Genomic DNA, 20,676 nt, shown 5'->3' with positions numbered 1-20,676 from the left:
ATGCTATCGACCACCGCCAACCCTACCGATGGGCTCGATTCGACGGTGCTGCCAATGGCGTCACCGACGGACGTGTTCATCCCGAGGTCGATCGCGGTGAATGACCGCCGAATGGAGTTGGTAATGGCGCTGATGCAGGGACTTCCGGGGATACGCGAAGCCTATACGTTTGACGACGTGCTTCTGAGACCCGGCCTTTCGGACATTCTGCCTTCTGAGGCCGATATCCGCTCCTACGTTACCCGCGCCATACCGCTCAACATTCCCATCATTGCGTCCGCGATGGATACCGTCACCGAGGCGCGCATGGCGATCGCGATGGCGCAGTCGGGCGGGATCGGCGTCATCCACCGCAATTTCGACGTCGACGGCCAGGCCGCCCAGGTGCGGCAGGTGAAGAAGTTCGAATCCGGAATGGTCGTCAATCCCCTGACCATCGGTCCCGACGCGATGCTGTCGGATGCGCTGTCGCTGATGACCGATCACGGATTTTCCGGCATTCCGGTGGTCACCGGGGCCAGCAAGGGCGTGCCCGGCAAGCTGGTCGGTATTCTCACCAATCGCGACGTTCGGTTTGCGACGGATCCACGACAGAAAATCTCGGAACTGATGACGCATGAAAACCTCGTGACGGTGCGCGAGGGCGTCAGCCAGGACGAAGCGAAGCGGATGCTGCACCAGCACCGCATCGAAAAGCTGCTGGTCGTCGACGATCAGTATCGCTGCGTCGGATTGATCACCGTAAAAGACATGGAAAAGGCGGTTGCGCATCCGCTGGCCTGCAAGGACGCGCAGGGCCGGCTGCGGGTCGCGGCCGCGACCACCGTCGGCGAAGGCGGTTATGAGCGCACCGAGCGGCTGATCGATGCCGGCGTCGATGTGATCGTCGTCGACACCGCGCATGGCCATTCCTCGCGCGTGCTCGAAGCCGTCAACCGCATCAAGCGGCTCTCCAATGCGGTGCAGGTCATCGCCGGCAACATCGCCACCCAAGAGGGCGCGCAGGCGCTGATCGATGCGGGCGCCGATGCGATCAAGGTCGGCATTGGTCCTGGTTCGATCTGCACCACCCGGATCGTGGCCGGCGTCGGCGTGCCGCAACTGACCGCGATCATGGATGCGGTCGAAGCCGCCAAGAAAGTCAATGTGCCCGTGATTGCCGATGGCGGCATCAAATATTCTGGCGATCTCGCCAAGGCGCTTGCCGCCGGCGCCGACATCGCCATGGTCGGCTCCTTGCTCGCCGGCACCGACGAGACGCCGGGCGAAGTGTTTCTGTGGCAGGGCCGCTCCTACAAGGCCTATCGTGGCATGGGCTCGGTCGGTGCAATGGCGCGCGGCTCCGCCGACCGCTACTTCCAGCAGGACATCAAGGATACGCTCAAGCTGGTGCCGGAGGGCATCGAAGGCCAGGTGCCTTACAAGGGTCCGGTCGGCAACGTCATGCATCAGCTCGCCGGCGGTTTGCGCGCGGCGATGGGCTATGTCGGCGCGAAGAACCTCGCCGAGTTTCACGAGAAGGCGCAGTTCGTGCGCATCACCGGCGCCGGCTTGCGCGAAAGCCACGTCCACGATGTCACCATCACGCGCGAAAGCCCGAATTACCCCGGCGGGGCATAGGGCCTCAGGCCTAAATTGCCCACCACAAGGCCGGTGAAACGCGGTACTGTTTGAGCCGCGTTACGGCGCTTCATGCGGCGATTTAAGTCGTTTCCGTGCCGCGGTTGTCAGAACGATTTATCTCAACATCATTCGAAAGAAGTTGGTCATCATGGTCGATTGGTCAGACGACAGGATTGCTGCGCTCTCAGATCAGGATCTGAAGAATCTGCTGGTCAATGCGGAGCGCAAATCTGCGACCGATCTGATCGCAAAATGCACCACTGAACTGGAAAAGCGGGACGCCGCCAAACCCCGCAAGACGTCGAAACCGCGCACCGAACTGAAGGAATTCGAGCACGAGATGTCCGGCCAGCTTGCCACGGTCGGCAAGCAGATGGCCGAGAAATACGATTTGTCCGAAGAAACCGCCAAAGCAAAGTCGACCGGGATCAAGGGCTTTCGATCGCACAAGCTGCTGGATGCCAAGGGATATGCCAAGCTCGGCGGACATCAAAGAGACGGCACGGTGGCGGTCGACCGCTATATTTCGTACCGGCGCGGCAACGATGTCGTGACGCTCGGTGTCTGGCTGTTGAAGGATGCGCCGATCGAGGACCATGAATTTCAGGTCAGCGCGCCCGCCGCGATGATCGAGGGCGGCAAGCCGTTTTCCGAGATCAGGCCGGGTATTCCGGAAAAGGATCTTGGCGGATCGCGGCTGGTTCGCGCGTTCAAGGATCTGCCGAGCGCGTCGGCAGCGTTCGACGCCGTGCTTGCAAAAATCACGACCTAGTATTGGCGCGCTCGCGCGCCGTGTTATCGTCGAACCAATAAAAATCGGAGGAGACCATCATGTCACAACCAGCAAAGCGCGTGGTTCTGGTTTCTCGCCCCGTGGGCGAGCCCAAGGCGTCGGATTTCCGTATCGAGGAATACGCGCCGCCAACACCCGGCGAGGGCCAGGTCCTGCTGCGCACCATCTGGTTGTCGCTCGATCCCTATATGCGCGGGCGCATGAGCGACGGCCCGTCCTATGCGACGCCGGTGCCGATCGGCGGCGTGATGGAGGGCGGCACGGTCTCCGAGGTGATCGCATCGAATAATCCGGGCTTTGACAAGGGCGATATCGTGCTGTCGCGCGCGGGCTGGCAGACGCATGCACTCTTGGATGGCAAGGCGCTGACCAAGATCGATCCGAAACTTGGACCGGTCTCGACCGCGGTCGGCGTGCTCGGCATGCCCGGCATGACCGCCTATACGGGATTGCTCGATATCGGAAAGCCGCAAGCCGGCGAAACCGTCGTGGTCGCGGCCGCCTCCGGCGCGGTCGGCTCGGCCGTGGGCCAGATCGCAAGGATCAAGGGCGCGCGGGCGGTGGGCATCGCCGGCGGCAAGGACAAGTGCGACTACGTCAAAAAAGAACTTGGCTTCGACGATTGCCTCGATCACCGCGATCCCAATCTGGCGGCGAAACTGAAAGATGCCTGTCCGAAAGGCATCGACGTCTATTTCGAGAATGTCGGCGGCGCGGTGTTCGAGGCGGTGTTTCCGCTGCTCAATCCGTTCGCGCGCGTTCCCGTCTGCGGCCTGATCGCGCATTACAACGACACCGAGGCCAAAGCGCCGAAATGGGCGTCATCCCTGATGCGCGCCGTGCTGACCAAGCGCCTGACGATCAGGGGCTTTATCGTCAGCGATTTCGCCGCGCGTCACGCGGATTTCCTGCGCGACATGTCGCAATGGGTGCGCGAAGGCAAGGTCAGGCATCGCGAGTTCGTCACCGAGGGCCTGGAGAATGCGCCCGCTGCGTTCATGGGGCTTCTCAAGGGCGCCAATTTCGGCAAGCAATTGGTGCGCATCGGGCCGGATCGAGCCTGAGCCGGTCGAAAGCGGGGGATGCTGGAATGAACGAGCCCGTCGACGTCCTGATCATTGGCGCCGGGGCATCGGGGGCTGCGGTCGCGTGGAGCCTCGCCGACACCAGGATGCACATCCTCTGCCTCGAGCAGGGCGACTGGATGAACCCCGCCAAATACCCCAGCGCGGGTCGGGACTGGGAAGCGCGCTTCTATGGCGACTATTCGCCGAGCCCCAACATCCGCGCGCGGGCCGAGGATTATCCCGTCAACGACGACAATTCGCCGATCAAGGTGTTGAACTTCAACGGCGTCGGCGGCAGCACCATCATGTACACGGCGCATTTCCCGCGCCTGCATCCGTCCGACTTTCGCGTCCGCACGCTCGATGGCGTAGCCGATGACTGGCCGATCGATTACGACATGCTGGCACCGTTCTTTGCCGAGAACGACCGGATGATGGGTGTCTCCGGTCTGGCCGGCGATCCGGCCTCGCCGCTGACCGCGCCACCGATGCCGCCGCAGCCGCTGGGCCGTTCCGGCGCCCGTCTGGCGAAGGCCATGAACAAGCTCGGCTGGCACTGGTGGCCTTCAGATACGACGGTCGCAACCACCGACTATGAGGGACGCGCGCGCTGCATCAATCTCGGCCATTGCACGCCGGCCTGCGCGCAAGGCGCCAAGGCGAGCACGGATATCACCTACTGGCCGGCCGCGTTGCGCGCCGGCGTCGAGCTGCGCACGCATTGCCGGGTCCGCGAGATCACGACCAATGAGCACGGCATGGCGTCGGGCGTGGTGTATTACGACAAGGATGGCATCGAGCAGTTCCAGCCGGCCGAAGTGGTTGTGATCGCCTGCAACGGTGTCGGTACGCCGCGGCTACTGCTGAATTCAGCCTCCAGCCGTTTTCCGGATGGGCTTGCCAATTCCAGCGGGCTGGTCGGCAAGAACCTGATGTTTCATCCTTATGCCCAGCTCTATGGCTATGTCGATGAGCCGACCGACAGCAATCGCGCGCCGCCGACCTGCCTGTGGAGCAAGGAATTTTACGAGACCGATCCTGCGCGCGGCTTCGTGCGTGGCTATGCGTTTCAGTTCGGCCGCGGCATCGGACCTGTGATGGAGGCCGTCACCAGCGAGGCCAAGGGCCTGTTGCCCTGGGGCGCGGACCATCATGCGGTATTCCGCCGGCTTAACGGCCATCGGCTCGGTCTCGCGGCGATCTGCGAGGATCTGCCGGAAGAGCACAACCGCGTCACGCTCGATCCCGTGTTGAAAGACAGCCACGGCATCCCGGCGCCACGCGTCGATTACACGATCGGCGAGAACAGTGCGAAAATGCTTGAACACGGCATTGCGCGCGGCAGGGAAATTCTCGCCGCCGCCGGCGCCACCGATATCTGCGTGAACCGTCCGATCCTGTATGGCGGCTGGCATCTGCTCGGCACGGCGCGGATGGGCACCGACCCCACGCGTTCCGTGGTCAATGAATGGGGCAGGTCGCATGATGTGAAAAACCTGTTCATCGTCGATGGCAGCGTGTTCGTCACCTCAGGCGGCGTGAATCCGACGTCCACGATTCAGGCCATCGCGCTCTACGTCGCCGACCAGATGAAGCCGCGCCTCGCCAATTTGTTTGATTGAGATAGCCATGTCAGCGGACAACGCTCTCACACCCTTGCAACGTGACAATCTGCGCACAGTCGCTGCGATGATCATTCCGGCCAGCAGCGAATACAATGTGCCCGGCGCCGACGACGCGAAGATCCAGGCCGACATGATCGCAACGCTCGGCCGCGATATCGCGATGGTCCGCGCGGCGCTCGATCATCTCGCACGCCTCGCGGGAATGCCGCTTGCGGATCTCGGCGCGGCACAGCGTGAAGCCGTGGCCAAGGAATTTCGCGCATCGGGCGGAGCGCCTGCGGCGGCGCTCGTGCGCGTGGTACTGCAAAGCTACTATCGCGATGATCGCGTGGTCCGTTCACTCGGACTGGAGCCGCGGCCACCGTTTCCGAAAGGGTATGCGCTGGAGCAGGGCGACTGGTCGCTGCTGGATCCGGTGAAGGCTCGTCCCTCGATGTGGCGTCGGACGACCTGAGATGCGCCGCACGATGGCGCTATAAATCGGCCCTGATGTTTGCAGCCTTCACGATCGGCCACCACTTCTCAATCTCTGCTTCCTGATGTTTTCCGAGCGCGGCCGGACTCTGTTTTTCGAGCGGCGGAATCTCCTGGCCTAATTCGACAAACCGCTGTCGCAGGGCCGGATCGGCCAAGGCTGTCACAACCGCCGCGTTCAACTTTGTAATGACTTCAGCCGGCGTATTCTTCGGCGCCCAAACGCCGTGCCAATAGGCGATGTACAGTCCGGGTAATCCGGCTTCATCCACGGTCGGAATATCTGGTGCCGCCGCCAACCGTGACTGTGCTGTCACCGCGTAGGCTTTGACCGTGCCTCCTCGAACCTGAGACAAGGAATTCGAGGCCTGGTCGAACATCAGGTCGATATGTCCGGCCATCAGATCGTTCAGCGCGGGACCGGCGCCGCGGTACGGCACGAACGAAAAGCTTGTGCCGGTCAAATTCTGGAAGAAAACGCCGCTGACATGCGCACCAGAACCGGGACCAGCGGTTCCCGCCGTCGCCTTGTTCGGATTGTCCTTCAGCCACGCGATCAGTTGCTTCAGGTCGGTTGGCGGCAATGTGGGTCGTGCGATGATGAGTTGAGGGCCGTTCGCGATCATCGCCACCGGTTCAAAATCCCGCAGCAGATCATACTGCAGCGGGTAGATGGCGCCGTTGAGAACGTGGGTGCCCCAATGGCCGATGCCGATGGTGTAGCCGTCGGGCGCCGCGCGGGCCACGCGCATGCCCGCAATCGTGCCGGAGGCGCCGGTCACGTTCTCGACCAGAACTGTCTGGCCGAGGACGGCTCCCATGCGTTCCGAGAGCAGGCGAGCGAGCACGTCGGTTGGGCCGCCGGCCGAAAAAGGCACGACGAGCGTGACGGGTCGCGAAGGATAAGTGTCAGCATAGGACAACATCGGCCACATCGAGGCCGAGCCGATGGCCATCTTGATAAATTTCCGCCGCTTCATCACCTGGTCGAGTCCTTATCTTCGCAACTTAGCCCCGCCGCACGCTGGCGCCGCCGTCGACCGGCAGGGTCACGCCGGTGATGAAGCTTGCTTCGTCGGACGCCAGAAACAGCGCGGCGTTGGCGACGTCCCAGCCGGTGCCTTGCTTCTTGCGCAGCGGCACCTTGGCATCGCGCTCGGCCTCGACTTCGGCGCGGCTTTTCTTGAACTCGCGGGCGCGGGTGTCGACCGCCATCGGCGTGTTCATCAGGCCGGGCAGGATGACGTTGGCACGAATGCCGTATGGCGCGTTCTGATAGGCGAGCTGCTCGGTGAACGACACCATGGCTGCCTTGGTCGCCTTGTAGGCGACGTAAGGGTAGCTGGTGATGACGGCCATCGATGAGATGTTGATGATGGCGCCGCTCTTTTGTTCGCGCATGATCGGGATCACGTGCTTGGCGGCGAGAATGCAGCTCTTGAGGTTGATCGCGATGCAACGGTCGAGCGCTTCCTCGGTGATATCGAGCAGTTCGGCGTCGCCGCCGGAGAGGCTGACGCCCACATTGTTGTGTAGGATATCGATGCGGCCCCAGCGGCCATGCGCGTCGGCGACCATGGCCTTGATTTCGGCATCCCGGGTGACGTCAGCCTTGAAGGCCACCGCGGTGCCTCCCTTGGCCGCGATCATGTCGACCGTTTCCTGGGCGGAAGCGAGGTTATGATCCACGCACAGCACCTTGGCGCCTTCGCGCGCGAAAGTGAGTGCGGTGGCGCGGCCGTTGCCGATGCCTTCGCCCGGACTCTGGCCGGCGCCGACGACGATGGCGACGCGATCTTGCAAACGCATGTCAGTTCACTCCCGGGATCGGGTACTGCTGCAGTACCTCTTTGTAATAGGGCTCGTTGTCCATCTTCATGGTGGCGAGTACGCGGACGACAGCGCAATAGAAGGCGATGGTGAGCACGAGATCGGTCATGTGCTCGTTGCTCAGTTCCTTCTTGATCTCGGCAAAGGTCGCATCCGACATCGCGAGTTCGCGCACCATCTCGCGGGCGCCTTTCAGGATCGCTTTCGCCAGCGGCTCGAGCCCGGAGGGCTTTCCCGCGGTCTCGGCCATCATGCCCTCGATGTCAGCGTCGGTGACGCCGAACTCCTTGCCGATCTTCACATGATGGGTGAATTCATATTCCGACTTCTCCATCCAGCCGACCTGGAGGATTGCAAGTTCGCGCAAGCGCGGATCGAGCTTGCTCTTGAAACGGATATAGCCGCCCATCCCGCTGAACGCCCGCGCCATGTCGGGCGAGTTGACCAGGAGCTTGTGCAGATTGGTGTTGCGCTTGAGCATGTCGTGATATTCGGGCGCGACCTGGTCGGCCTCGAGATAGGGCAGGCGGGCCATTTTGGTTGTTCTCCCTTGTGCGTGATCAGTGATCCCGTGAATCGCGTTCCGGGCCCTGCAACGTGACGCCGCCGTCGACGACCAGCACCTGACCGGTGATGTAACGGGCGTGGTTGCTGAGCAGGAATTTGACGGCGTGGCCGACGTCCCAGCCGGTACCCTCGGTCTTCAGCACCGAAGCGTTGGCGCGCTGGCTGCGTGCCGCCTCGCTCATGCCGCGCGCATAGACCATCGGCGTGTACATCGGACCGGGACAGATGCAGTTGACGCGGATGTTGTCGCGGCCGTGGTCCACCGCCATCGCCTGGGTCAGGCCGATCACCGCGGCCTTCGAGGTCGTATAGGTGGTGAGGCCGCGCGGCCGCAGCGCCGAGATCGAGGAGATGTTGACGATCGCGCCGCCCTTGGCGGTCTTGATCATCGCGGGAATAGCGTATTTCGACAGCAGGAACATGCTCTCGACATTGACCTGCATCACCCGCCGATATTCCTCGGGCTTCTCATCGACGACGCTGCCGCGGCTACCGATACCGACATTGTTGTCGAGGAAATCAAGCCGGCCCCAGCGGTCCACGGCAGCATCGACCAACCGCCCGCAATCGGCTTCGCTGGTGACGTCGCCGGCATGGGCTGCTGCCACGCCGCCCTCGGCGGTGATCATTGCGACGGTGCGTTCGGCCAGGCCGAGATCGCGATCGGCCACCAGCACCTTCACACCCGCGCGCGCCAGCAGGATCGCCGCGGCGCGGCCGTTGCCAATGCCATCGCCCGCAGCGCCTCCGCCGCTCACGAGCGCGACCTTGCCGGCCAGGCCGGCATCCTCCTCGGATCCCTTCATCGCTTTTTTCCTTTTTTATTTGCTCACGATAGCAACGCCGTCATGGGGTGAGAAGGCCGCTGACGCCGGGCGGTCGCTGCAACCTCTGGCGAAATTGCATGTTGCCGCTCGCGCCACGCATGGCTGGCAGCCGAGTTGTGGTCCGGCCGCGGCTTGTGCATGATCGTCTTCAAAAGAGCCGTGTGGGGGGGCGCCATGAAGATTATCGACGCGCAGGTGCACATCTGGTCGAAGACGGTGGTGCCGACCTCCGGCCTGCACCGCAAGGTCGAGAAATTCACCGCCGAGGAGCTGTTGAAGGAAATGGATGAAGCCGGCGTCGATGCCGCGCTGATCCATCCGCCCGGCGGCTGGGATCCCGATTCCAATGCGCTCGCCATTGCAGCGGCGCAGAAATATCCGGACCGCTTCGCCATCATGGGCCAGTTTTCGCTCGACGTGCCCGAGAACCGCAAGCTGGTTTATGGCTGGCGCAACCAGCCGGGCATGATGGGCCTGCGTTGGCCGTTTCTGCTGGAGGCGCAGCAGAAGCGGCTTTATGACGGCTCGCTTGATTGGCTGTGGCCGGCCGCGGAGAAGGAGGGCTTGCCGATCGCCATGATGGGCGGTCTGTTTCTGCACAAGTTCCGCGAGATCGCCGAACGCCATCCCGATCTCAGGATGCTCATCGATCATTGCGGCCTCAACCGGCATGGCCAGGACGCCGCGGCTTTCATCCATCTCGATGAGCTTGTTACGCTTGCGAAATTTCCCAACGTGGCCGTCAAGGCGACGGGCGCGCCGCACTATTCGACGCAAGCCTATCCATTCCGCAACATCCAGGATGGGCTGCATCGCATTTTCGATGCGTTCGGACCGAGGCGGATGTTCTGGGGCACCGACATCACCCGGATGCCCTGCAGCTATCGTCAATGCGTGACCTTCTTCACCGAAGAATTGCCATGGTTGAAGGGCAATGATCTCGAAGACGTGATGGGCCGCGGTCTCTGCGAATGGATCGGATGGAATTACAAGTTCTGACGTGATACGGTTGGGTAGCAGGAAATCGGGATTGGCGTGCCGATGAATATCCTCGATCCGCAAGGCCCGATCGCTGCCGCCGAGAAAACCATCCTGATCGACTCCGTCGCGATCATGCTCGCGATTGTCATTCCGACGATCATCGCCATTTTCGCCTTCGCTTACTGGTTTCGGCAATCCAATCCCCGCGCACGCTATCAGCCGGACTGGGAATACTCGGGACGCATCGAACTCGTGGTCTGGTCGATCCCGACGCTGACCATCATCCTGCTTGGCGGTGTCGCATGGATCGGCGCGCACCAACTGGATCCGGCCAAGCCGGTGGAGGGGACAGGAAGCCCAATCAGGATCCAGGCCGTCTCGCTCGACTGGAAATGGCTCTTCATCTATCCGGATCTGGGGATTGCGACCGTCAATACCCTGACCGTGCCTGCCGGCGCGCCGCTTCACTTCGAGCTGACCTCCGGCAGTGTCATGAACGCGTTCTTCATCCCGCAACTCGGAAGCATCATCTACACCATGAACGGCATGGTGACGCGGCTGGAGCTCCGCGCCGACAATGAGGGCACCTATCAGGGCTTGTCGGCACATTTCAGCGGCGACGGCTTTCCCGACATGCTGTTCGACGTGCACGTGATATCGCAGCTTGCATTTCCCGATTGGGTCGCGAGCACCGCCCGCAGCAATCAGGTCTTGAATACCGACAGCTACACGGCTCTAGCGCAGCAGTCGGTCCCGAAGGACAAGCCGACCTACCGGCTTGATGATCCCCGGTTGTTCGATGCTATCGCGACCCAGAAGATCCCGCCGGGTCCGGGACCGCAGCTGACGGACAATCTGGCGAAGCCGGCGAATGGGGCTGCCAATGTTCGGTAAGCTGAGCTGGGCGGCAGTTCCGATCGATCAGCCAATCCCGCTCATCGCGGGGGCGGTGGTGCTGGTTGCGATCCTGGCGGTTCTGGTCTGGGTCGTCGTCAAGGGCCATCTGCCCTATCTCTGGCACGAATGGATCACCAGCGTCGATCACAAGCGGATCGGCGTCATGTACACCTTGCTCGCGATGGTGATGCTGCTGCGCGGGTTCAGCGACGCCATCATGATGCGGGCGCAGCAGGCGGTGGCCTTTCATTCGCAAGGCTATCTGCCGCCGGACCACTACAACCAGATCTTCTCCGCGCACGGCACCATCATGATCTTTTTTGTCGCGATGCCGTTCGTGATCGGATTGATGAATCTGGTGGTCCCGCTGCAGCTCGGCGTCCGCGACGTCGCGTTTCCGACGCTGAACTCGGTCGGGTTCTGGCTCACGGCAACCGGCGCGCTACTGGTCAATGTGTCGCTGGTGGTCGGCGAGTTCGCGCGAACCGGCTGGCTGCCTTATCCGCCTTTGTCGGAGCTGACCTATTCGCCGGGGGTCGGCGTCGATTACTATCTGTGGTCGCTCCAAATTTCTGGCGTGGGCACGCTGGTCGCCGGCATCAATCTGGTCACCACCGTGCTGAAGATCCGCACCAGAGGCATGAATTATCTCCGCATGCCGATGTTCTGCTGGACCACGCTTGCGTCGAATCTGCTGATCGTGGCGGCGTTCCCGATCCTGACCGCGACACTGGCGATGCTGATCCTCGATCGCTATCTCGGCTTCCATTTCTTCACCAATGAAGCCGGCGGCAACATGATGATGTTCATGAACCTGATCTGGGCCTGGGGACACCCGGAGGTTTACATCCTCGTTCTGCCGGCGTTCGGGATTTTTTCGGAAGTCGTCTCGACCTTCTCCGGCAAGCCGCTATTCGGCTACCGTTCGATGGTGCTGGCCACGATGGCGATTTGCATCATCTCCTTCATGGTGTGGCTGCATCATTTCTTCACCATGGGCGCCGGACCCGACGTCAACGCCATATTCGGCATCGCCAGCATGATCATCGCGGTGCCGACCGGTGTGAAGATCTACAACTGGCTGTTCACGATGTATGGCGGACGCATTCGCTTCACCACGCCGATGATGTGGTCGATCGGATTCATGGTGACGTTCATTCTTGGCGGGCTGACGGGCGTTCTGGTCGCGGTGCCGCCGGCGGACTTCCTCCTGCACAACAGCCTTTTCCTGGTCGCTCACTTTCACAATGTGATCATCGGTGGTGTGCTGTTCGGCGCCTTTGCCGGCTACACCTACTGGTTTCCGAAGGCATTCGGCTTCCGTCTTCACGAGGGACTTGGCAAGGCGGCGTTCTGGTTCTGGCTGGTCGGCTTCTACGTCGCCTTCATGCCGCTTTACGCGGTTGGCTTCCTCGGCATGACGCGGCGGATGCAGCATTACGATGTGCCGGAATGGCGGCCATGGCTGATAGTGGCTGGCTTCGGGGCTATTTTGATTTTGATCGGAATCATCTTTCAGATCGCGCAGCTCGTCGTCAGCATCCGCGACCGCGAGCAATTGCGCGACCACACCGGCGATCCCTGGGACGGCCGGTCGCTGGAGTGGGCGACCGCTTCGCCGCCGCCGGTGTTCAATTTCGCGGTGCTGCCCTATGTGAACGGGCCGGATCCCTATTGGGAGATGAAGGTGAAAGCCAAACAGGAAGGGTTCGAAGAGCCGCATTACGAAGCGATCGAGATGCCGCGTAATTCGCCGACCGGATTCGTCTGCGCCTTCTTCGCCGCCGTGATGGGATTTGCCATGATCTGGCACATCTGGTGGATGGTGATCGCGGGCTTCATCGGCGCCTTCGCCACCTTCGTCGTGTTCGCATGGCGGGACCATGACGAGTATGAAATTCCGGCGGACGAGGTGGCGCGGGTCGATCGAGCCAACATCGCCGAACGCCGCGACCTCGTCACCGCCGCGGGGAGCGTCTGATGAGCGTTGCGACCATGACGCAAGGAGAGCGCGATCCACACCACGTTCTGGTTGGGGAGTATGAGGGACCGGCGCCGAAGCGGACCGTGACCGCTTACGGCTTCTGGATATTCCTGCTCAGCGACATGGTGATGTTCTCCTGCTTCTTCGCCGCCTTTGCGGTGCTGTCGGGGCAGACTGCAGGTGGACCGAGCGGCGCCGAGTTGTTTGACCTGAGGAATGTCGCCATCGAAACTCTCTGCCTGTTGCTGTCGAGCTTCGCCTGCGGAATGGCAAGCATCGCGGCCGATGTGCGCAACCGGTTCTGGTTCCAGGTCGCGATGGCGATTACTTGCCTGCTTGGCCTGGCGTTTCTTTTTATCGAGATAAGGGAATTCGCCGGCCTCGTTGCACGCGGCGCCGGACCGACGCGAAGCGCCTTTCTCTCGGCTTTCTTCACGCTGGTCGGATGCCACGGCCTGCACGTTTCGGCCGGCATCCTCTGGCTTCTCACCATGATGGCGCAGGTGTTCGCCAAGGGCTTTCGCGCCGATATCCAGCGCCGCATCGTGTGCTTTGCGCTGTTCTGGCACGCGCTCGACATCATCTGGGTCGCGGTGTTTTCGGTGGTCTATCTCCTCGGGAGCGCGGCATGAGTGACCAGGCTCACGAACTGCATCAAACCGACCTCGCGCCGGGTGAAGAAAGCGAAGGCGGCATCGGCCCTCGGATACTGGGTTATCTTATTGGCCTGGGATTGGCGCTGCTCCTGACCGCGACCTCATTCTTCATCGCCGGGACCGATCTGGTCTGGCAGCCGAGCATTCCCGTCGCCATCATCGTGCTCGCGATCGCGCAGATGGGCGTGCATGTGGTGTTCTTCCTTCACATCACGACCGGTCCGGACAATACCAACAACGTCATGGCGCTCGCCTTCGGCATCCTGATCGTGGTTCTGGTGATCGGCGGATCGTTGTGGATCATGTCGAACCTCAACCACAACATGATGCCGATGGACCAGATCATGCAGATGCAGCGTTAGCGTTTTCGAGCGAAAGCGAGCGCCCGTATCGCCAGCCTGTTCTATCCTGCGGAATCTAGTTTTTCGTCGTGCCCAATAGGGAGTCCAGATCGACATCGATCTGGCCTGGTGCCTTGATATGACGGACTTCAAAACCGTCGGGCTGGAAGCGATACTCGACCAGTCCGGCCTCCTTGATGCCGATCACTTCCTGTCTTGCATCTGATGAAATGATGAAGGCGGCGGAAGGCGCCCAGATGTGACGGATGTGGGCAAAGGTGAAATCCCGGCGCTGGTGAACGTGGCCGCTGGCGACCAGCCGCAGATCGACGGCACGGAACATCTCCACCAAGTGGCTCCGCGCCGGCATCGGGACGTAGCGTATCGATGTTGCCGCGAGTTCCGGGTTGTCAGGTGAATTCAGATAAAGTGGCTTGTGCAGGAACAGGGCCACCGGTTTGCCGGCCGTGCTGGCAAGCTGCGATGCAAGCCAGTCGGTCTGCTCGGCCTCACTCGCAAGCCCGGTGTTCATAATAAGCGAGTTGAGGCCGATGAAACACCAGCCGGCGGCATCAAAACGCCAGCGGTCTTCGCCGAAGATCGAGCGATAAGCCTGCAGGTTTTGTTCGGTGACCGGTTGTGACGGCGGCGGCCCGACCTGGGTGGGATTGTCGCCAATGTCATGATTGCCGGGAAGGTAACGGCAGGGTGCGGGAAGCGCGCTATGTAGTGTTTTGGCAAATTCAAGATCGTCCCGCTGGGTCGGGCCGTCGAATGCAAGATCGCCGCTGTTGACGACGAGATCGGGGCGCGTCGCGTCGATATATTCGCTCACCCGGTGAAAGTTGTCGGTCAGCTTCGACAGGCGGTGGGCCAGATGCGTGTCGGAAATCTGGGTCAGGCGAAATTCGGACATTTGATGATCCTTCCGGCCCAAATCATAGAGCCGCCGGACATCAGAATGATGAAATCTGGTTTCGCGTTGTTATTTTTTCACAGCACTGGCCCGGCAATTATAGGCCCGGCGGAATCCGGCGGCCTGGGCGTCATCTTCCGAGCAGAACCAGCGATCCGGTTTTGTCAGCGCCGGGTAACTGCGGCAGCCCTGCAGATGATAGATGCCGACGTTACCGGTGACGCGCGCGCGCACGGCGAACTTGGCCTTGATGGCGCAGCCGGACGGCATGGCGAGATCCTCGGGAAATAATGCCGCGCGTATTTCGCGATCCTTGTCGGCCCGGCACGATCCGCCGAGCAGCGCGCCATCCTTTTTACCGTGGCGGAATTCCTGCGGACTGACAAAACATCCTTTCCACATTCCCCGGCGGCCGTCCTTGGCGTCGGCCTGGTCTTTCACAAACCGGCCCTTGGCTGACGGCTCGAGGTTCAAGGCAAAGCCTTGACGGACAAGCAACTGGTTCAGGCTTGCGGTTTCACCCGTGACGGTGCAGACGCCGATATGCCTCTTCCTGAAGCCCTTCGCCGGACCTTGGTCGTCGCAGTGGACCGGATGTCCGCCGATCAGTTTTGTCAATTGATCGCGCGCATCGACGCCACACGTCCAGGGATCGGCGTGGTCGTCGATGCACATCTGATCAAGCTCCGGTGCATCGATGCCATCAAGCCGGTAGGTGAGCTCGCCAAGCTGGATGGTGTTGCCATCCTTGACGACGGGGTTCGCGGCCCGGGCTGAATTCGCCGAGAAGGCAATTCCGAGGAAGCCGAGGACCAGGATGAGAGCACGCAAGGAGGACGACCTGATCGGGAGAGGCGAATTTTGGAATCGCATGCGGTCTCGCAGCCGGTGGAAGTTGGCGATATCTGGAACTCCCTAGCATATCCAGATGTCACAGCCCTAACGTCTTGCGCTCAGGGCGAGCGCGAGCGGCCGTGTCGCGGCGTGCGAGAGGCTGGCAATCCGGGCAGGTCGCCGGAGAAGGGGACGCCTTGCAGCCTATGCCAACGTCGTATTTCTGTTCGCCTGCAGTTCGATCCGCGCGTCAACCAGAGCGGTCCCGGTCGTCTTTGGCTTGCGGACCTCAAACTCGACCTCGGGTTTGGGCGGGTTGATGCCGCGAGAGGCGAAGCCGGCGTGCCGGATGTCATAGGCCACGAAAGCAAGAAGCCCGAGCACCGTTGTGGCTGCAATGCCGTGCCTGACGATATCGCGCGCGGTCCGATATCCGCTTCGGAAATAGACCCTTAGCACAAAGGCGGCAGCGAGCGCGGCTGCGGCGCCGGCCAAGGCCGGCATCAGCAGGCTGGACCAGCCATCCGGGCTGTCATTGGTCAAAAGCCCGATGCGATCGGCGATCGCTGTGAACAACGAAGTCACGGAGCTAGCTGCGAGGTTCATCGGACATCACCCTGCGTTGGGGCCGATTCGAGACTTAAATCACGGAACCACTATGAGTTGGTCACGCCGCGACGGCTGTGGTTCAACGCGGCCGGCCGGGTTTTATTGTCACGGGGAGGTCGTGCCGCTATAGCGGGTCTAACGCTTGATCTGGGGGAGGATTCCGATGTCGGTTCAGATGGTTTTGCTGCCGGTCTTCGTTTTGGTCGGGCTCGCCTTTTTCCTGCTGTTGTGGATGGCAGGTGCCCGCCGGGGCGCGTTGGTCAGCGGAGAAACCAAGATCAAGGATATCGCCTTGCGGCAGCCGAACTGGCCGCTCCGCGCTACCCAGATTGCCAATTGCTACAGCAACCAGTTCGAGCTGCCGCTGTTGTTCTATATCCTGATCGCGCTGGCGCTCCCGTTACGCCACGCCGATCTCTTCATCGTGCTGATGTCATGGGTGTTCGTGGTGACGCGCTTCGTCCACGCCGGTATTTTCGTGACCTCCAACGATCTGGGACGGCGCTCGATGGCATGGTTTGCCGGGGTGCTGGTCTTGTTCGTGATGTGGCTGTACTTTGCGCTGAAGATCCTGCTGTTGATCTGAAGCCCCTCAAAATTGAAAGAATGAAATGACGCCCGCTGCGCGGCTCTCCGCGGCCATTGAACTGATCGATACCATCGACGCGCAACGCGTCCCCGCGGCGAAGGCGCTGAAGGAGTGGGGCACCGCGCATCGCTATGCCGGTTCGGGGGATCGCGCGGCGATCTCCGGACTGCTTTGGGACGTGCTGCGACGGCGCGCATCGAGTGCATGGATCATGGACGAGGATACGTCGCGCGCGCGCGTGCTGGGCATGCTGCGCCTTGAGCGCGGGATGAGCACGGACGCCATCGCCGCTCTCTGCGACGGCGGCCGTTTCGCGCCGGAGCCGCTGACATCAGGCGAACGCGCGGCGCTGACGTCACGAACGCTGGCGGAAGCGCCGGCGCATATCGCCGGCGACTATCCGGAATGGCTCGACGGATATCTGGCGCAGGTATTTGGCGATGACCGCGTGGCCGAAGCAACCGCGATGGCCAGCCGCGCCCCGCTCGATCTGCGCGTCAATACGCTGAAAGCCAAGCGCGAGAAGGTGCAGGGATCGATCGCCCATCTCGGCGCGCAGCCGACGCGGTGGTCGCCGATCGGTTTGCGCATCGAGCTTGGCGCCGACGCGCGCAATCCGGGCATCCACTCGGAAGAAGATTTCATCAAGGGCGCGATCGAAGTGCAGGACGAGGGTTCGCAGCTCGCGACGCTGTTGTCGGCCGCCAAACCCGGCGAGCAGGTGATCGATCTCTGTGCCGGTGCCGGTGGCAAGACGTTGGCACTGGCTGCGATGATGCAGGGCAAGGGCCGCCTGATCGCGACCGACTCCGACAAGCGCCAGCTCGCGCCGATCTTTGAACGGCTGTCGCGCGCCGGGGTCCACAACGCCGATGTGCGCGCGCCGAAGGGCGAGGGCGACACGCTCGGCGATATCAGGGCGTCCGCTGATCTGGTGCTGATCGACGCGCCGTGCACGGGCACCGGGACCTGGCGGCGTAATCCCGATGCCAAATGGCGGATGCGCCCCGGTGCGCTGGAGGTGCGGCTGAAGGATCAGGTGGAGGTGCTGGATCGCGCCGCCGCGCTGGTCAAACCGGGAGGGCGGATCGCCTATAGCACCTGCTCGGTGCTGCCGCCGGAAAACGGCGAGCAAATCCGTGCCTTTACCGCGAGGAATTCGGATTTCACCGTAGTCCCGCCGTCGCAGACCGTGACTGTCCTGTGGGACAAAGCGGAGGATTTTGCTGCGGCGACGCTGCAATCCCCGGAGGGCTTGCTGATGACGCCGCGCCGCACCGGCACGGATGGTTTTTTCGTCTCGATCCTGAAAAGGAAGCCGTTGTCGTCGCAGGCGTAACCGTACGGGTCCGAGCCACCTGTCACGACATGCGCGAGGTTTAGGTGGAAGCGGTGGAAAGGTAACCGTCTCACCGGTAAAAACGAGGTTTGATCGACTTCAAAATAAAACGGGGGAAGTAATGAAGCGACGGTGGATTGGCCTTTTAGGCGCCGCGGCCATAGTGGTCGGCTTTGTCAGTTCGGCTTTTGCCGATGAGACCGTCAGCATCGGCGGTTCACGCGCGGTGCTGATCAAACCCAACGCGCCACGCGCCAGCGTAATCCTGCTGCCGGGTGGCGATGGCCGGATCGATGCGGGCGACCACGGCGATATCCACGGGCTCGCCTTCAACCAGCTGGTCCGTACCCGGCACGCCTATGCGGCGCGAGGGCTGGCGGTGCTTGTCCTCGACGCCGGCACGTCCCTCGACGGCGCGGTCCAATACATGGCCGCGATCAAGCGGCCGGTCACGGTGATCGGCACCAGCCGCGGCACGCTGCGCGCGGCAGAGGGAATTGCGCGGGGCGCCCGGCCGGACGCGCTGGTGCTGACGTCAGGATTTCTCAGCCCCGAGTCAGGCGGCGGTCCAAACGTAATGTCGATCCTGGGATCGCCGGCCTCATTGCCGCGCACGCTCGTCATCCATCACCGCCAGGATGGCTGCAGACACACATTGCCGGCCGGTGTGGACCCCTTCATCAAATGGTCTGGTGGCCGCGCCCGGGCGACCTGGGTCAGTGGCGGCATCGACCAGGGCGACCCATGTGAGGCAGGGGCCCATCACGGGTTCAACGGCCTCGATGGTCAGGTTGTCGGGCTTGCGGCGGGCTTTCACTGACCTCTGCCGCTCCCGCGGACGATTTGCCCGGGGGCTGGCGGATGAGCCGCGCCGACCGGGAGCGGCGAGCTTTTTCGTCTCCGTCTTGAAGAAGACGTAATCCCGCCAACGCCGTCATTCCGGGGCGAGGCGAAGCCTCGAACCCGGAATCTCGAGATTCCGGGTTCGCCCTACGGGCGCCCCGGAATGACGTCTGACGTTGGCCTCAAAAGACGTGGATGGCCGGGACAAGCCCGGCCATGACGCCTCCAGGAGGGTTGCGAGCCCGCCCCCTGTCGCGTATCTGCTTGACATGACAGCCCCACAGCAAGCCCAGCAGTCGACGCCCCCGGTGGCCTCGGCGCATGACAAGATTCTGATTGTCGATTTCGGCAGTCAGGTGACGCAACTGATCGCACGACGGGTGCGCGAGGAGGGCGTCTATTCCGAGATCGTGCCGTTCCAGAAGGCGGAAGCAGCCTTCAACGAGATGAAGCCGAAGGCGGTGATCCTCTCCGGCGGTCCGGAATCGGTCCATGAGGAAGGCTCGCCGCGCGCGCCGCAGGCGATTTTCGATTCCGGCGTACCGGTGCTCGGCATCTGCTACGGTCAGATGACCATGGCGGCCCAGCTCGGCGGCAGCGTCGAAGGCGGCCATCACCGTGAGTTCGGCCGCGCCGATGTCGAGGTCAAATCCGCGAGCCTATTGTTCGATTCCACCTGGAGCATGGGCGAGCGCCATCCGGTCTGGATGAGCCATGGCGACCGAATTACAAAAATGCCGCCGGGCTTTGTCGTGGCCGGCGTGTCGCCGAACGCGCCGTTCGCGGTCATCCAGGACGAGAAGCGAAAATATTACGGGCTGATGTTCCACCCCGAAGTGGTGCACACGCCCGACGGGGCAAAGCTGATCCGCAATTTCGTTCGCAAGGTCGCAGGCCTGACCGGCGACTGGACCATGCGCGCGTTCCGCGAGGAAGCGATCGAGAAGATCCGCGCTCAGGTAGGCGCGGGCAAGGTGATCTGCGGATTGTCCGGCGGCGTCGATTCTGCCGTCGCTGCGGTGCTGATCCATGAGGCGATCGGCGACCAGTTGACGTGCGTGTTCGTCGACCACGGCATGCTGCGGCTCGACGAGGCCAAGACCGTGGTCGACCTGTTCCGGCATCACTACAATATCCCGCTGGTGCATGTGGATGCCTCGAAAGTGTTTTTGGGCGAACTCGAAGGGGTCACCGATCCCGAAGTGAAGCGCAAGACCATCGGGCGCCTGTTCATCGACGTGTTCGATGCCGAGGCCAAGAAAATCGGCGGGGCTGATTTTCTGGCGCAGGGCACGCTCTATCCTGACGTGATCGAGAGCGTGTCGTTCACTGGCGGCCCATCGGTGACGATCAAGTCGCACCACAATGTCGGCGGTTTGCCCGCGCGCATGAACATGAAGCTGGTCGAGCCCTTGCGCGAATTGTTCAAGGATGAAGTACGCGTGCTGGGGCGCGAACTTGGCCTGCCCGAAATCTTCGTCGGCCGCCATCCTTTCCCCGGACCGGGCCTCGCGATCCGCTGCCCCGGCGAGATCACAAAAGAGAAGCTCGACATCCTGCGCAACGCCGACGCGGTTTATATCGACCAGATCCGCAAGGCCGGCCTCTACGATCAGATCTGGCAGGCGTTTGCGGTGCTGCTGCCAGTCAAGACCGTCGGCGTGATGGGCGACGGCCGGACTTACGAATACGTCGTGGGCCTGCGCGCGGTGACCTCGACCGACGGCATGACCGCCGACTTCTATTCCTTTGACATGAAATTTCTGGGCGAGACCGCGACCCGCATCATCAACGAGGTCAAGGGCGTCAACCGCGTGGTCTATGACGTGACGTCAAAGCCGCCGGGCACGATCGAGTGGGAGTGAGGGGGGAGTACCGTGG

Annotated in this window: 21 protein-coding genes; 14 read left to right on the top strand and 7 right to left on the bottom strand. The window is 62.2% G+C overall.

Annotation, left to right across the window (positions count from 1 at the left end; all coding sequences use genetic code 11):
• Nucleotides 1-123 precede the first annotated feature (123 nt).
• From guaB to BLV09_RS09065, 5 genes are all read left to right on the top strand, one after another.
• Nucleotides 124-1,620, top strand: coding sequence for an IMP dehydrogenase (gene guaB / locus BLV09_RS09085; protein ID WP_146691034.1), 1,497 nt, complete (start codon nucleotides 124-126; stop codon nucleotides 1,618-1,620).
• 151 nt (nucleotides 1,621-1,771) lie between these two features.
• Entirely contained in the window at nucleotides 1,772-2,395 is a 624-nt protein-coding gene (locus BLV09_RS09080; protein WP_146687043.1) for a hypothetical protein, read from the top strand.
• A 59-nt stretch (nucleotides 2,396-2,454) separates the two neighbouring features.
• A complete protein-coding gene (locus tag BLV09_RS09075) occupies nucleotides 2,455-3,480 on the top strand; it encodes an NADP-dependent oxidoreductase (protein ID WP_146687042.1) in 1,026 nt (341 codons plus the stop codon).
• Nucleotides 3,481-3,506: 26 nt separating this feature from the next.
• Nucleotides 3,507-5,105 (top strand): GMC family oxidoreductase, encoded by a 1,599-nt coding sequence (locus tag BLV09_RS09070; RefSeq protein ID WP_146687041.1) that lies wholly within the window; start codon nucleotides 3,507-3,509, stop codon nucleotides 5,103-5,105.
• 7 nt (nucleotides 5,106-5,112) lie between these two features.
• Entirely contained in the window at nucleotides 5,113-5,562 is a 450-nt protein-coding gene (locus tag BLV09_RS09065; protein ID WP_146687040.1) for a hypothetical protein, read from the top strand.
• Nucleotides 5,563-5,581: 19 nt separating this feature from the next.
• Here the strand turns inward: BLV09_RS09065 and BLV09_RS09060 are convergent, their stop codons facing one another.
• Genes BLV09_RS09060 through BLV09_RS09045 form a run of 4 tightly spaced genes read right to left on the bottom strand, consistent with a single transcriptional unit; the run spans nucleotide 5,582 to nucleotide 8,785 of the window.
• Complete coding sequence (locus BLV09_RS09060) at nucleotides 5,582-6,538, bottom strand: tripartite tricarboxylate transporter substrate-binding protein (RefSeq protein WP_244549152.1); 957 nt, start codon at nucleotides 6,536-6,538, stop codon at nucleotides 5,582-5,584.
• A 52-nt stretch (nucleotides 6,539-6,590) separates the two neighbouring features.
• Nucleotides 6,591-7,391: an SDR family NAD(P)-dependent oxidoreductase gene (locus BLV09_RS09055; RefSeq protein ID WP_146687038.1), complete on the bottom strand. Its 801-nt coding sequence runs from the start codon at nucleotides 7,389-7,391 to the stop codon at nucleotides 6,591-6,593.
• Between the two features lies 1 nt (nucleotide 7,392).
• Nucleotides 7,393-7,947: a carboxymuconolactone decarboxylase family protein gene (locus tag BLV09_RS09050; protein ID WP_146687037.1), complete on the bottom strand. Its 555-nt coding sequence runs from the start codon at nucleotides 7,945-7,947 to the stop codon at nucleotides 7,393-7,395.
• Between the two features lie 25 nt (nucleotides 7,948-7,972).
• Entirely contained in the window at nucleotides 7,973-8,785 is an 813-nt protein-coding gene (locus BLV09_RS09045; protein WP_146687036.1) for an SDR family NAD(P)-dependent oxidoreductase, read from the bottom strand.
• A 195-nt stretch (nucleotides 8,786-8,980) separates the two neighbouring features.
• Between BLV09_RS09045 and BLV09_RS09040 the strand changes: the two genes are divergently transcribed.
• Genes BLV09_RS09040 through cyoD form a run of 5 tightly spaced genes read left to right on the top strand, consistent with a single transcriptional unit; the run spans nucleotide 8,981 to nucleotide 13,686 of the window.
• Complete coding sequence (locus BLV09_RS09040) at nucleotides 8,981-9,805, top strand: amidohydrolase family protein (RefSeq protein WP_167558665.1); 825 nt, start codon at nucleotides 8,981-8,983, stop codon at nucleotides 9,803-9,805.
• Nucleotides 9,806-9,847: 42 nt separating this feature from the next.
• Nucleotides 9,848-10,681, top strand: coding sequence for a ubiquinol oxidase subunit II (gene cyoA / locus BLV09_RS09035; RefSeq protein ID WP_146691033.1), 834 nt, complete (start codon nucleotides 9,848-9,850; stop codon nucleotides 10,679-10,681).
• Nucleotides 10,671-12,665, top strand: a complete 1,995-nt coding sequence (gene cyoB / locus BLV09_RS09030; protein ID WP_146687034.1) for a cytochrome o ubiquinol oxidase subunit I — start codon at nucleotides 10,671-10,673, stop codon at nucleotides 12,663-12,665. The genes cyoA and cyoB overlap by 11 nt, the downstream gene beginning before the upstream one ends.
• Complete coding sequence (locus tag BLV09_RS09025) at nucleotides 12,665-13,300, top strand: cytochrome (ubi)quinol oxidase subunit III (protein ID WP_146687033.1); 636 nt, start codon at nucleotides 12,665-12,667, stop codon at nucleotides 13,298-13,300. The genes cyoB and BLV09_RS09025 overlap by 1 nt, the downstream gene beginning before the upstream one ends.
• Complete coding sequence (gene cyoD, locus BLV09_RS09020) at nucleotides 13,297-13,686, top strand: cytochrome o ubiquinol oxidase subunit IV (RefSeq protein ID WP_100381346.1); 390 nt, start codon at nucleotides 13,297-13,299, stop codon at nucleotides 13,684-13,686. The genes BLV09_RS09025 and cyoD overlap by 4 nt, the downstream gene beginning before the upstream one ends.
• 55 nt (nucleotides 13,687-13,741) lie before the next feature.
• On the opposite strand, the gene BLV09_RS09015 is transcribed toward cyoD, so the two are convergent.
• The 3 genes from BLV09_RS09015 to BLV09_RS09005 form a co-directional block, all read right to left on the bottom strand.
• A complete protein-coding gene (locus BLV09_RS09015) occupies nucleotides 13,742-14,581 on the bottom strand; it encodes a metallophosphoesterase family protein (RefSeq protein ID WP_146687032.1) in 840 nt (279 codons plus the stop codon).
• Between the two features lie 69 nt (nucleotides 14,582-14,650).
• Nucleotides 14,651-15,454, bottom strand: a complete 804-nt coding sequence (locus tag BLV09_RS09010) for a thermonuclease family protein (RefSeq protein ID WP_146687031.1) — start codon at nucleotides 15,452-15,454, stop codon at nucleotides 14,651-14,653.
• Nucleotides 15,455-15,619: 165 nt separating this feature from the next.
• On the bottom strand, nucleotides 15,620-16,021 hold the full coding sequence (locus BLV09_RS09005; protein WP_146687030.1) for a hypothetical protein: 402 nt from the start codon (nucleotides 16,019-16,021) through the stop codon (nucleotides 15,620-15,622).
• Between the two features lie 166 nt (nucleotides 16,022-16,187).
• Between BLV09_RS09005 and BLV09_RS09000 the strand changes: the two genes are divergently transcribed.
• The 4 genes from BLV09_RS09000 (at nucleotide 16,188) to guaA (ending at nucleotide 20,660) form a co-directional block, all read left to right on the top strand.
• Nucleotides 16,188-16,610, top strand: coding sequence for an MAPEG family protein (locus tag BLV09_RS09000; protein ID WP_100381349.1), 423 nt, complete (start codon nucleotides 16,188-16,190; stop codon nucleotides 16,608-16,610).
• A gap of 25 nt (nucleotides 16,611-16,635) precedes the next feature.
• Nucleotides 16,636-17,952: an RsmB/NOP family class I SAM-dependent RNA methyltransferase gene (locus tag BLV09_RS08995; RefSeq protein ID WP_146687029.1), complete on the top strand. Its 1,317-nt coding sequence runs from the start codon at nucleotides 16,636-16,638 to the stop codon at nucleotides 17,950-17,952.
• Nucleotides 17,953-18,073: 121 nt separating this feature from the next.
• Nucleotides 18,074-18,772, top strand: a complete 699-nt coding sequence (locus tag BLV09_RS08990; protein ID WP_146687028.1) for an alpha/beta hydrolase — start codon at nucleotides 18,074-18,076, stop codon at nucleotides 18,770-18,772.
• A 292-nt stretch (nucleotides 18,773-19,064) separates the two neighbouring features.
• Entirely contained in the window at nucleotides 19,065-20,660 is a 1,596-nt protein-coding gene (guaA, locus tag BLV09_RS08985) for a glutamine-hydrolyzing GMP synthase (RefSeq protein ID WP_146691032.1), read from the top strand.
• Nucleotides 20,661-20,676: the final 16 nt, after the last annotated feature.

Origin of the sequence: Bradyrhizobium canariense (assembly GCF_900105125.1) — a bacterium.
GTDB lineage: Bacteria > Pseudomonadota > Alphaproteobacteria > Rhizobiales > Xanthobacteraceae > Bradyrhizobium > Bradyrhizobium canariense_A.
This window is presented reverse-complemented; position numbering and strand designations above follow the sequence as displayed.

Bases quoted from the DNA above. Each gene is read 5' to 3' on its own strand.
- guaB (WP_146691034.1), top strand. From the start codon at position 124: ATGGCGCTGATGCAGGGACTTCCGGGGATACGCGAAGCCTATACGTTT.
- BLV09_RS09080 (WP_146687043.1), top strand. From the start codon at position 1,772: ATGGTCGATTGGTCAGACGACAGGATTGCTGCGCTCTCAGATCAGGAT.
- BLV09_RS09075 (WP_146687042.1), top strand. From the start codon at position 2,455: ATGTCACAACCAGCAAAGCGCGTGGTTCTGGTTTCTCGCCCCGTGGGC.
- BLV09_RS09070 (WP_146687041.1), top strand. From the start codon at position 3,507: ATGAACGAGCCCGTCGACGTCCTGATCATTGGCGCCGGGGCATCGGGG.
- BLV09_RS09065 (WP_146687040.1), top strand. From the start codon at position 5,113: ATGTCAGCGGACAACGCTCTCACACCCTTGCAACGTGACAATCTGCGC.
- BLV09_RS09060 (WP_244549152.1), bottom strand. From the start codon at position 6,538: ATGGCCATCGGCTCGGCCTCGATGTGGCCGATGTTGTCCTATGCTGAC.
- BLV09_RS09055 (WP_146687038.1), bottom strand. From the start codon at position 7,391: ATGCGTTTGCAAGATCGCGTCGCCATCGTCGTCGGCGCCGGCCAGAGT.
- BLV09_RS09050 (WP_146687037.1), bottom strand. From the start codon at position 7,947: ATGGCCCGCCTGCCCTATCTCGAGGCCGACCAGGTCGCGCCCGAATAT.
- BLV09_RS09045 (WP_146687036.1), bottom strand. From the start codon at position 8,785: ATGAAGGGATCCGAGGAGGATGCCGGCCTGGCCGGCAAGGTCGCGCTC.
- BLV09_RS09040 (WP_167558665.1), top strand. From the start codon at position 8,981: ATGAAGATTATCGACGCGCAGGTGCACATCTGGTCGAAGACGGTGGTG.
- cyoA (WP_146691033.1), top strand. From the start codon at position 9,848: ATGAATATCCTCGATCCGCAAGGCCCGATCGCTGCCGCCGAGAAAACC.
- cyoB (WP_146687034.1), top strand. From the start codon at position 10,671: ATGTTCGGTAAGCTGAGCTGGGCGGCAGTTCCGATCGATCAGCCAATC.
- BLV09_RS09025 (WP_146687033.1), top strand. From the start codon at position 12,665: ATGAGCGTTGCGACCATGACGCAAGGAGAGCGCGATCCACACCACGTT.
- cyoD (WP_100381346.1), top strand. From the start codon at position 13,297: ATGAGTGACCAGGCTCACGAACTGCATCAAACCGACCTCGCGCCGGGT.
- BLV09_RS09015 (WP_146687032.1), bottom strand. From the start codon at position 14,581: ATGTCCGAATTTCGCCTGACCCAGATTTCCGACACGCATCTGGCCCAC.
- BLV09_RS09010 (WP_146687031.1), bottom strand. From the start codon at position 15,454: ATGCGATTCCAAAATTCGCCTCTCCCGATCAGGTCGTCCTCCTTGCGT.
- BLV09_RS09005 (WP_146687030.1), bottom strand. From the start codon at position 16,021: ATGAACCTCGCAGCTAGCTCCGTGACTTCGTTGTTCACAGCGATCGCC.
- BLV09_RS09000 (WP_100381349.1), top strand. From the start codon at position 16,188: ATGTCGGTTCAGATGGTTTTGCTGCCGGTCTTCGTTTTGGTCGGGCTC.
- BLV09_RS08995 (WP_146687029.1), top strand. From the start codon at position 16,636: ATGACGCCCGCTGCGCGGCTCTCCGCGGCCATTGAACTGATCGATACC.
- BLV09_RS08990 (WP_146687028.1), top strand. From the start codon at position 18,074: ATGAAGCGACGGTGGATTGGCCTTTTAGGCGCCGCGGCCATAGTGGTC.
- guaA (WP_146691032.1), top strand. From the start codon at position 19,065: ATGACAGCCCCACAGCAAGCCCAGCAGTCGACGCCCCCGGTGGCCTCG.